The organism is Acidisoma sp. S159 (assembly GCF_009766125.1).
Lineage (GTDB): Bacteria > Pseudomonadota > Alphaproteobacteria > Acetobacterales > Acetobacteraceae > Acidisoma.
Genome location: NZ_LMUG01000007.1, coordinates 218,130 through 228,539 on the forward strand (window position 1 = coordinate 218,130; position 10,410 = coordinate 228,539).

Here is a 10,410-nt window from a genome sequence, read left to right on the forward strand (position 1 = left end):
CGATCGCAGACTGCGTCGTATTTGAACATCAGCGACAGCGGTCAGCCGCCGAGATCAAGTTGCTCGGCCACAAGACTGGGTCGCAGCTCCTGCTGCAGCTGTTCCCGGGTGCATTGCTTCGGCGCCTTGTCGGGGCGCCACCGGCGTAGCATTGTCCCATGCCTAAAACGACCATCCGTAACCTGATCATAGGTGATTTCCACGACGAGCTCCGTCCGCAGCGGCTGCCAGTCAGCGGACCCTTCGGTGCCCCAGCGACTTGGACCACCCGGCGCATTCCCAGTGAAGCCCTGGCCACCCTTGATGGCCTCCAGCTTCGCGGTCAATGCAGGCCGCTCAGCATTGGAGATGGCGGAAGTGAATCCGACATGATCCAGCGTTCCGTCCCCGTTGTACAGCCCGAGTAGAAGTGAGCCGACCTGCCGCGATCCTTTGACGTAGCGGAAGCCACCCACCACGCAGTCGGCGCTTCGTAGGCGTTTGACTTTCACCATGGCGCGCTTCCCCGGCTCATATGACTCGGCCACGCGTTTGGCCACCACACCGTCAAGAGCACCCCGAGTGTCATCTAGCCAATGCCGCGCCTTGGCGGGGTCGTGCGTCAGCGGAGTGAGGCGCGCCCGATGCGCCCTGCCAAGGCCAGTCATAACGCGTTCCAGCTCGATCCGGCGCTTTGTCAGCGGCGCCTCCATCAAGCTGCCGGTCTTCGCCGTTGCCAGGCAGTCGAACAGGATCAAGAGCCCAGGGGTTTCCACCGAAAGCTTCTTGATGCGGCTCGCCGCGGGATGCACGCGGTCTTGAAGAGCGCCAAACGACAAGGTGTCTCCGATCGGAACGGTCAGCTCGCCGTCCAGCACGAAGTTATCGGCCTTGGCGCCGCGCACAGCATCCACCATCTCCGGAAAGTAGCGGGAGAGCGACTTGCCCGATTTGGCGCGGAGATCGACGTCCTGTCCGGCCTTGAACACCAGGCAACGGAAGCCGTCCCATTTCGGTTCGAACTGCCACCCCTCGCCCTCCGGCAGAGCGTCGAGAGATTTTGCCTCCATCGGCTCCGTATCCAGCGCGAGCAGGTAGGACATCTACGTGCCCAATCGCTCGCTGAAACTCACCAGGCTGTCCGGTATCCCGGGCACAAAGGCACTGGGATGTTTGATGAGCTTCTTCATGGGTAAGGCTCCACCGTCTCGACGATCAGGTCGCAGGGTGGCGAGCCACCGCTGGCAACGCCCGCCAATACCGCCGCGCCGTAGGCGCTCAACTCGGTCTCGCGCACCGTATGGATCGGGCAGCCAAGAACGCTCGCCCGTAGAGCAAGCAGCGAGCGTGACTGCGCCCAGCCGCCGGCGGCGAAAATCGCGCCACGGGGCACACCCATCTCATACAGCGCTCGCAACCTGTCTCGCGTCATGGCGGCGCTGTTCTCCAGCAGTTTGCGTAGCAGCGGCCCCTCGCCCGGCCTTCCAGGTACAGGCGCGCCAGCCATTACGTCGCGAAAGCCCGTGCCTGTTTCGTCCTCAGCTTCCATCAAGGGCCGAAGCACCGCGGAAAGCTCCATCACACCCAAACAGGCAATACCTGGGCCGAAGATCGGCCGTGAGAAGGCGAAATACGGATGGGCGGGCGGCGGCCGATCGCCCGTCACCTCGCCGTAAAGCAACTCGGCAGTGCCCATGGAATCGATAATCGCATCGGGAATCTGTCGGCGGATCGCGAAGGCAGCCAATGGGTGATCGTGGCCGCCTGCGACTATAACCGTATCGCCATCCGTCACGCCTGCCGTCAATAACCGCGCGGATTGCACTGCCCCGACAATCGTGCCGCCGGACAATACGGGTGGCAGCGGCGGAGCGCCGCTGGCCTCCAGAAGGGGCTCGATCCAGGCGCGCGCGCCGATATCATAGCAAGCCGTGCGGGCGGCCAGGCTTTCGCTCATGAAAGGCCGTCCGGACCAACGCGCCGCCGGATAATCCGTCAATGCTAACCAGCCGGCAGCCGCCGCCAGAGGCGCCGGCCGATGGTCTCGGCTCCAGGCCCATTTCGCGGCCGTTCTGGAGTAGTCGAGCGTCACTGGCATGCGCGGATCCCGCCACAGCCGCTCGGCCGCGCGCGCGCGCGCAAGGGCATCCGCCCTGCGGTCGAACCAGGGGATGGCCAGATCGAGCGCCCGCCCCTCCGCATCGATCGGAACACCGTCCTCGCCCGTACCACCAACAGCGATTGCCGCCAGCGGCTGAGCAAGCGCCGCGCCGTGATGCCCACGCATCATCATCTTCTCTACGAGGTCGAGGAGGATGTCGGCATCCGCGCAAGGTCCGATGCCGTCCGACACGCGAGGCGTCGGCTGGCTATCGCGCCAGACAACCCGCCCATCTTCCGCCAGGAAGAGGATCTTGACGTTGCTGCTGCCAAGATCGATCCCGCACCAGACGATATCCGGCACCGTCATTCGCCCATCAGGGTTCAGCGAGCGACGTAGTTCTCACGCGCGATACGGTTGAGTTCGGCCATCATGCGCTCTGCCTCGGCAGGCTCGCGGGACCAGACGTTGCGGCCAACGATCAGGCCCTGCGCCCCGGCCGCGACCGTGTCGCGCACCTCGCGCACCGCATCCTCGAAACTGCCCGTCATAGGGCCGCCGGCGATCACCAGTGGCACCTTCAGTTCCTGCACCAGCTTGGCCGTGTAATCAGGCCCTGGGAAAGCGATCTTCACGATATCCGCGCCAATGTCGTAGGCGATGCGCGCAACTTCGAACTCTGCTGCAATCACTTCCTTGCTACGCGGTTCGCCGAGGAGAACGGGTTCGATCATAACGGGCATATCCCACTTCGCAGCATCCGATACGACCTTACCCAGACGCTCGGTTAGATTGACCTTCTCTTGCGTCGAGACGTTCCACGGCATCAACAGCTTCACGCAATCTACCCCGAGACGCACGGCATCTTCCACCGTCGCAATGAGGTTGCCGATGCCAGTGGCCGCGTCGGTGAGGTTGTAGAAGCCATCGAGCGCCATGACGCGCGACAGGTGGCTTGCCTGCCCAAGCTCGACCTGCGTTTGTTTGACGAGGCCCGGACTCAACATGAAGCCGGTGGCGCCGTGGGCGGAAAGTCGGTTGAGCACGGCAACCGGATCTTCCAAGCCCCGCATCAACGCGCGCGGAAAAATTATACCGTGATCGATGGGGCAGATGATCGCGGCACGGCCCTGCGGAAACAGGCGCTGCATGCGGTAGGAATTGAGGAGGTTTGGCACGTTCTTCACTGCGGTCATTATAAATTTCTCCAGGAAATCATGGAAAATGTAAGCCGGGTATCTACGCAACCCGCACCGCCATGCTTTGGATGGGGGCGCCAAAATCTATAACGCTGCAGCGCCCTGTCGCGAGGGCCCTGCGGCAGGCACTAACCTACCCTTTCTCAGCCTTGGCCGGCAGCTCTAGCCGCGGCTGTCCGCGTACGAGCGCTCGGCTTGAACCTCAATCTCGACCGCGACTTCCTCGCTGCGGACCCAGGAAGAGTAGTAGTCGAACACCCGCTCATTCGCGTCCCAGGACACCGAGCGAATCAGCAGTAATGGTTCCCCTGCGCGGATCCCCAGATGCGCCGCTATCTTCTTCGACGCGGCGACGGCCGAGAGTGATCGACGCGCACCATGGACCTGCCATCCGGCCATGCGCAGCACCCGGTTGAGCGACGCCTTTCCACCGAGGGTGCTACCATCACCAATCACAGGCGCGAGGCTCGGGATCAGGTAGTTGATGCCGTAAAGGGCCAGCGTGCCGTCGAGACTGCGAAGACGCTCGATCATCACGCCCGCACTTCCCTCGGGCAGGCGCAACGCGTCGCAGGCGGCATCCGGAAGCGTCGCATGCTCTACCCGGAGTACCTGCGTATCGACGACGCGCCGATGGAAATCAGCCTCAGTCTCCGAAAACCCTTCGGTAAACTGCAGCATCCAGCTGCGCTGCTGGGAGCCGCATACAAAGGCGCCGCGGCGCTGGACGATCTTGATCTTGCCGCGTTCTTGAAGGCTGCGCAGCGACTCCCGAACCGTAGAGCGGGACAGCGAGAACTGTCGGCACATCTCACTTTCGGTCGGAAGCTGGTCCCCAGATCCATAGCGGCCGGAGGCAATCTGCTCTTCCAGCCAGCGGCCGAGTTGCAGGTAGAAGGGCTCTGGAGAACTCCGGTCGATATCGCCTGCAGACATCATTGATAAGTCTTTACGTGTTGTACGGACAAGCCGTACGAATCCGACTAAGAGAGTGAAAGACCGATGTCAAGTAGAATTGTCTAGCGCCGATAAGTTAGTACATCCGTCCGCCGCGACACCATTACGGGTCAGCCAGCCACGCAAGGCAATTGTGGCCTTGAACAAGCAAGGCTTTGGGAGATTCGTTGTAACTACAGCACCGCTCTACTCAGAGCCTATGACAGACAGCCTCGATGTTGTTGCCATCGGGATCAAGAATATACGCGCTATAGTAACTCGGATGATAGTGTGGACGAAGTCCGGGCCCGCCATTGTCTCTGCCACCCGCTTCCATGCCCGCGCTGTAAAACGCGTCAACGTCGGCTCGTGATTGTGCGGTGAATGCGACATGGACCGTCCCGGCAGCACGACCGCCATCTCCAATCCAGAAGAACGGCTTGCCGTCCGCCCCGAACCCCGCGTGAGCACCGCCGCCGGTCTGTTCCGCGGTTACTTCAGCGAGAAGCTCAATGGAGAGTGGGGCCAATGCCCTGATGTAAAAGTCCTTACTCCTCCCGAGATCAGTGACCGCGAACCCGGTATGATCGAGCATGTCGGACTCCCTTTGGTGATATTGGCGCGGTATACCGCCCTCTGCGCTACAAGCTAAACGAACGGTGTCGAGGCTCAGGGCTTTGCACTAAGGATTATTGTTCCCATAGTCCGTGCCGGCGCCCTTATCAGTCGGGCCAAAGATCGCATGGTCATGTTTCTTTTGCGGCGCACAAGACGTCAGAGAAACCGAGAGCAGAAGAATTAGGAGACGGGAAATCCCGCGCATCGAGCCGGAAATCCCTTTTTGCTCAGCGATATCGTTAGTCAAACGAGTGCAATGGCGTCGAGTCAAATAAAAAGATACTTGCAGACGGTCTAGCATCAGCATAGACAATAGAGAGTTCATTTTCTCTGCTCCACCACGCAGTTAGACACGGCCACACGCTCGCGGAGCCTTGCGAAATAATCGAACACCGACGTAAACGCAACCGGATAGTGCGACTGTGTTCAGACTGACACTGCGCCTCAGCCGAATCCAAATTTTAGTCCAAAACTTGGCCCGAGAGACACTGTCCTAACGTCCAGGGCGAACACGCGAGAAGGCCACGGTTGTGTACACATCTTCAACCGCGGATGCTCATCCTTGAGCGCGGCTATACGAGAGCGGCCAGCAGAGCATGCTGGAGAGCCTAGCCTGAGAGGCTATAGCCGACGCCGAGTTCGTTGATCACGATAGAGGGCCGATCTGGATCCCTCTCAATTTTCTGGCGGAGGTTCCGGACGATCGAATGTAGCCGGTTCAGTCGATGCTCAATCTCACGATTCCGCACATACTGCATCAGCTGACCGTAAGTGATGACCTGACCACGATGCTTCGCGAGCTCGGAAAGCACAGAATACTCGTTCCAGGTGAGACGCAATTCCTTGTCGGCTTTTACGACCCTGTGGTTTACGAGATCGATCTCCAGTTCTTCCACAACAACCTTGGTCCGGGTGCTTTGCGCATTCAGGCGGTGGCGGAGCCCCGTCCGGATACGAGCGAGTAGTTCCTCGGCAATGAAAGGCTTCACGATATAGTCGTCGGCACCCAAGCTTAACGCCGTCACTTTCTCATCAACGGCGTCGCGAGCAGAAAGCACGAGAACAGCCGCAGTCGTGAGCTGCCTGATCATCGGAACGAGATCGAGCCCCTCCCGATCGGGCAGTCCCAAGTCGAGAAGGACCGCATCGACTTCAAAGTCAGACAGTGCCTTGAGTGCTTCCTCACCAGACGATGCTTCCAATACGTCGTAGCAATCACCACGCACGATGGTATGCAACGACCGCCGTATCTGGCCGTCATCGTCGACAACGAGCACCGTCTCACGCCCAGTCATGGCGATTCCTCCAACCCACAAAATCCGGCCCCGACCCGAACCGGTGGAATACCCTCGCGGCGCTTATCTCCGAAAGGTCGTCCAAAACGTAGTGGGGGCGTCTTCAAAACCATTCCTATGCGAGCTCCTAAGAGGGATGCACCACGCATCATCGGCACAAGGGCACAAGTGGCGCCGTTGCATCCTCTTCCAGAGCCTTTCCCAGGACGAAAACGTCGTCCTGGCACGGTCCCTCTTCGGCTGAGGGAATGGATGTCGTGGGTCCAGCGTAAATCCTGAACGACCACTTATGAGAAGATGACACCATCCTCATAGGATTTCGATGGGGGTCGTCGCGGCGCCATATAGTATTCTCGTATACTGAGGCGCTGGCTCGAGCCAATCTCAACCATAGCGAAGTGGGTTTCGCATTCCCGCACCCGTCTATGCATGCTCATGGCGGGCCGCCTTGCATTGGCTCAGTCGGCAGGCTCTCCGTGGGAACAACCGACTATGCGACGGCGTAGCGCAACCATCGCCATCCCTTACTCGGTATGTTCCGAAATATTGGTGACGATCTGTTCCAACAACGCGAGGGAAGCCTCGCCGGTTTCCGAGATCGCGCTCAGTTGAGTGGGGTTTGGCAACGTTTCTGGGCCGCTGGGCGTGGCCTCCGGCGCCGAGGCGCTTGGCGAGCCTCTCAAGGCGGCGCGCCGTGTCAGCGAAGCCGGCGGATTCCTGGTCCTCCCTGCCAATCCGGTACTCGGCAAGGTGCCGTCGCCACCCACCGTCGACACCGTTAAAGCCTATTCACTCCCCGACCTGATCGACCTGCGGAATCGAGCGGTCCGGCGACGCGAATCGCCTGGAACGATGCGCGGAACCGCGGTCGCCGCCGGGATTGCCGAGAGCGACTTCCTCCCGAACACCACGGCGAGCGCCATTGGTGGTTATCAGGGCAGCAGCGATCATCAAACCACGCTCGGGGCAAGCTCCAGCGACAATTCCTCGCTGGACAGAACGGTGTCCGCCTTGCCCCGCAACAGCTCCTCTCGACTTTGGGGAGCGGACCGCCGTTGTGGTTGCGGCGAAGCAAGGATCGGTGATCTCGAACATCGCCTTCACCGTCGCGCATCAGCAGCTCATTTGCAGCGTCACTCTCGCTTCCTACAATCACGCCCCTGCGCGAGCCCACCTCGCCACCGCGACGCGATCCCCGAAACGCGCACGATGCATCGGGCACAAGGCCGTCGCCTGCGGCGAACGTCCTCAGAGGCGCATCGAGCGTGATGAATCGCTTCTATGAAGAGATCGACGGTCATCGCGGTGCTATCCCCAACGCGTCTGTTGCCAACGCCGATGCAGCGGCGGCCGACGGGGCTGTGCTGTAGGCGTTGATGGACGCATTCGTGTCCAATTGGCCGCCTCATTTAGGCCGCGCGAGACTGGCCAGCGGCGCTATATTGCCCCAACAGGCGCAGTGTCTCAGACTTGGCGTCGAAGATCGCAAACTCGGCGGCCAGGCGTTGCGCGTTCCTCAGGTAATCGGGATTCTCGAATGCCGCCCGCACGGCGGCTCTGATGGCTTCTGGCGTCGGATGGTTCGTCCCCAGATTGATTCCTGCGCCTGACCAATCAATGCGGGCATTGACGTCGGCCTTATCCTCCGTCATCCCCGCGGCAACGATCGGTATTCCACAACTCAGCGATTGATTGACGCTGCCATAGCCGCCGTTTGTGACCATCACATCGACCTTTGGAAGCAGCCATTCAAACGGCAGATACTCCGCCAGGCGAGCATTGGATGGAATCGGACCCGGTATGGCGTCGACCGAACGGCCGCCGCCGGTCGCCACCACGAGAATGTCGGGCTCATTTTCAAGTGCCGCGAGGGTAGGGCCAATCAGAAGACCGAAATCATGATTGGCGACGGTGCCCTGCGTGACGAGGACAACCTTGCGCTTCCCATCCAGATCGGCCGCCCAAGACGGCAGTGGAGCCTGATTGGGGATGATCGGAAGCGCACCGATGAAGTTCACGCAAGACGGCAGGTCGCGGGGGAACTCGAAGCTTGGCACGGACAATTGCATGTAGGTGTCCGCCAGCGCGACGATAGCCTCAAAGATGGGGGTCGTTAGAGCGCCGCGCCCAAAACCCTTGAGTTCAGCGTTGGCTTTCTTGAGGGACGGCTGCGTAACTTTTTCGTCATAGTCAGCGGCAATACGCTCATACTCTTCGAGTTCGGCGGACGTGGTGGCGGGCGGCAGGCCGAGGAAAAGAGGCGCCCCGTCAGCCCGGCGGCAGTGGAGAATGGAGGTCCCACAAACGATGACAGGGGGCCGGCTCGCGCGCGGCCCTAGCAGCATCGGCAACAGGCCAAAGAACATATCATCGGCGATGATCGCATCTGCCGAAAATTCTCTGAGTCCTTTCTGGATACTTTCAGTCTGGTCGGCAATCCTGTCGATGAAGATCCTCTCCAAGGCGATACGCAGCCAATCCAACCCAGGTTCCATGCTCGCGAGTTCTGGCGCGATGGCCGGCAGGTCTCGGAGATCGACATCGGCTTTGCCGAGAAGCGCTTGGAACCTGGCCCCGCTGCTTTCGATACGACGCTGAAATTCGCTTCCCGAATGGAAGACAACATCATGGCCGTCATCCACCAGAAATCGGGCGATCGCCACGAGCGGGTTGATGTGGCCCGTCGCTGGCGTCGAAGCCATCAGTATTCTCATGAACGCATCCTTCGCTGCAGCACTGCCACTGATCGACGAGGCAGTCTGATCGCAGAAGGGTGCCAGCCCTCGATTACGAGACTATTTGCGCTTGGCCCATTAGCGTTACCACTGCAACACTCGAACCTAGCGGCCGCTGCGTATCTCGGCGTCAATGTCGCGGACGCATTTCACATGGCGGAAAGCACGGGTACGTAGAAGATGAGTCGGCCGATCCCCTGTCACGAAGCCGCGTTGCTCGCGTGGAACGATCAAGGTGGCGGCCGCCATCTCACGCTAACTGCCGCCGACTTACGCTCCTCGCATGCGCCCTATATTATTCCCATCGCTTGGCGTAGGCAGATCGCTCATTCTGCGCTTCGACCTGTCGGTGACATCAGCGCCAATTGAGGGCAGGCGCGACGTGCGTGAGAATCGCCTCGATGCCATGCGCACAATAGGCGACACCCAGCTGATTTGGGACCGTCAGGAGCAGCGTGTCAGCCTCGGAGATCGCCTCGTCACCTCTGAGTTGTTCAATGAGAACATCCGGCTCAGCGGCGTAGCTCCGACCGAAGATGGCTCGGGTCGTCTCGTGGATAAAGCCGATTTGGTCCTCCTGCTCGCCTCCGCGTCCGAAGTAAGAGCGATCGCGATCATTCATCAGGGCGAAGATGCTGCGGCTGACCGAGACACGTGGCGCTCGGGCGTGTCCAGCCTCCTTCCAGGCGGCGCGGAATGCCCGGATCTGGGTGGCTTGTTGAATGTGGAAAGGCTCTCCAGTCTCGTCATCCTTCAGGGTCGAGCTTTGCAGGTTCAAGCCCAGCTTCGCCGCCCAGACCGCTGTGGCGTTGGAACCGGCCCCCCACCAGATCCGCTCGCGCAGCCCCGCCGCATGAGGTTCGGGGCGTAGCAGGCCCGGCGGATTCGGAAACATCGGTCGCGGGTTCGGCTTCGCGAAGCCTTCGCCACGGAGCACATCGAGGAACACCTCCGCGTGGCGCCGACCCATATCGGCATCACTTTCGCCCTCGGTCGGGTTGTAGCCAAAATAGCGCCATCCATCGATGACCTGCTCCGGCGAGCCACGGCTGATCCCGAGTTGCAGCCGGCCGCCGGCGATAAGGTCGGCCGCGCCCGCGTCCTCAACCATGTAGAGCGGGTTCTCGTAGCGCATATCGATGATCCCGGTGCCGATCTCGATACGGCTGGTCTTGGCGCCCACGGCCGCCAGCAGAGGAAAGGGCGAAGCCAGCTGTCGCGCGAAGTGATGGACGCGGAAATAGGCGCCGTCCGCGCCCAGCTGCTCGGCTGCAACGGCCAAGTCGATGGATTGCAGCAGGGCATCCGACGCCGATCGTGTCTGCGACTGCGCGGACGGCGTCCAATGCCCGAACGAGAGAAAGCCGATCTTTTTCATGAGGCGGAACCTACCAATGTAATGGAGCCGCCCGACACCACTGCAATCACGCGGCGGCCACCGGCGCCCGAAGCGGTCGGTCCGGCCATGCTCAGAGGTCCAGCAGCTTGGTGGGGCTGGCGGCGACGGTTTTCGCGCGTTTGCGGTAGCGGCGCGTCGTGTTGACGTC

The 10,410-nt window shown here is 61.0% G+C and carries 10 protein-coding genes; all 10 read right to left on the bottom strand.

Annotated elements, in window-relative coordinates; translation table 11 throughout:
• Positions 1-41: 41 nt before the first annotated feature.
• Positions 42-1,082: an ATP-dependent DNA ligase gene (locus GSQ92_RS02900; RefSeq protein WP_158804004.1), complete on the bottom strand. Its 1,041-nt coding sequence runs from the start codon at positions 1,080-1,082 to the stop codon at positions 42-44.
• Between the two features lie 83 nt (positions 1,083-1,165).
• Positions 1,166-2,449: an FGGY family carbohydrate kinase gene (locus GSQ92_RS02905; protein ID WP_158804003.1), complete on the bottom strand. Its 1,284-nt coding sequence runs from the start codon at positions 2,447-2,449 to the stop codon at positions 1,166-1,168.
• Between the two features lie 14 nt (positions 2,450-2,463).
• Complete coding sequence (locus tag GSQ92_RS02910) at positions 2,464-3,276, bottom strand: class I fructose-bisphosphate aldolase (RefSeq protein WP_216856728.1); 813 nt, start codon at positions 3,274-3,276, stop codon at positions 2,464-2,466.
• 165 nt (positions 3,277-3,441) lie between these two features.
• Positions 3,442-4,218, bottom strand: coding sequence for a GntR family transcriptional regulator (locus GSQ92_RS02915; protein WP_216850255.1), 777 nt, complete (start codon positions 4,216-4,218; stop codon positions 3,442-3,444).
• A 208-nt stretch (positions 4,219-4,426) separates the two neighbouring features.
• Positions 4,427-4,810, bottom strand: coding sequence for a VOC family protein (locus tag GSQ92_RS02920; RefSeq protein ID WP_158804002.1), 384 nt, complete (start codon positions 4,808-4,810; stop codon positions 4,427-4,429).
• Between the two features lie 87 nt (positions 4,811-4,897).
• Entirely contained in the window at positions 4,898-5,158 is a 261-nt protein-coding gene (locus GSQ92_RS02925) for a hypothetical protein (RefSeq protein ID WP_159012984.1), read from the bottom strand.
• A gap of 283 nt (positions 5,159-5,441) precedes the next feature.
• Positions 5,442-6,128 (bottom strand): response regulator transcription factor, encoded by a 687-nt coding sequence (locus GSQ92_RS02930; RefSeq protein ID WP_159012985.1) that lies wholly within the window; start codon positions 6,126-6,128, stop codon positions 5,442-5,444.
• A gap of 789 nt (positions 6,129-6,917) precedes the next feature.
• Positions 6,918-7,079, bottom strand: a complete 162-nt coding sequence (locus GSQ92_RS02935) for a hypothetical protein (RefSeq protein ID WP_159012986.1) — start codon at positions 7,077-7,079, stop codon at positions 6,918-6,920.
• Between the two features lie 458 nt (positions 7,080-7,537).
• Positions 7,538-8,842 carry a glycosyltransferase gene (locus GSQ92_RS02940; RefSeq protein ID WP_159012987.1) on the bottom strand — a complete coding sequence of 435 codons (1,305 nt, stop codon included), beginning with the start codon at positions 8,840-8,842 and terminating at the stop codon, positions 7,538-7,540.
• A 376-nt stretch (positions 8,843-9,218) separates the two neighbouring features.
• On the bottom strand, positions 9,219-10,241 hold the full coding sequence (locus GSQ92_RS02945) for an LLM class flavin-dependent oxidoreductase (protein WP_158803998.1): 1,023 nt from the start codon (positions 10,239-10,241) through the stop codon (positions 9,219-9,221).
• Positions 10,242-10,410: the final 169 nt, after the last annotated feature.

Excerpts from the sequence above, each read along its gene's own strand:
- GSQ92_RS02900 (WP_158804004.1), bottom strand. The coding sequence starts at position 1,082 with ATGTCCTACCTGCTCGCGCTGGATACGGAGCCGATGGAGGCAAAATCT.
- GSQ92_RS02905 (WP_158804003.1), bottom strand. The coding sequence starts at position 2,449 with ATGACGGTGCCGGATATCGTCTGGTGCGGGATCGATCTTGGCAGCAGC.
- GSQ92_RS02910 (WP_216856728.1), bottom strand. The coding sequence starts at position 3,276 with ATGACCGCAGTGAAGAACGTGCCAAACCTCCTCAATTCCTACCGCATG.
- GSQ92_RS02915 (WP_216850255.1), bottom strand. The coding sequence starts at position 4,218 with ATGATGTCTGCAGGCGATATCGACCGGAGTTCTCCAGAGCCCTTCTAC.
- GSQ92_RS02920 (WP_158804002.1), bottom strand. The coding sequence starts at position 4,810 with ATGCTCGATCATACCGGGTTCGCGGTCACTGATCTCGGGAGGAGTAAG.
- GSQ92_RS02925 (WP_159012984.1), bottom strand. The coding sequence starts at position 5,158 with ATGAACTCTCTATTGTCTATGCTGATGCTAGACCGTCTGCAAGTATCT.
- GSQ92_RS02930 (WP_159012985.1), bottom strand. The coding sequence starts at position 6,128 with ATGACTGGGCGTGAGACGGTGCTCGTTGTCGACGATGACGGCCAGATA.
- GSQ92_RS02935 (WP_159012986.1), bottom strand. The coding sequence starts at position 7,079 with ATGATCGCTGCTGCCCTGATAACCACCAATGGCGCTCGCCGTGGTGTT.
- GSQ92_RS02940 (WP_159012987.1), bottom strand. The coding sequence starts at position 8,842 with ATGAGAATACTGATGGCTTCGACGCCAGCGACGGGCCACATCAACCCG.
- GSQ92_RS02945 (WP_158803998.1), bottom strand. The coding sequence starts at position 10,241 with ATGAAAAAGATCGGCTTTCTCTCGTTCGGGCATTGGACGCCGTCCGCG.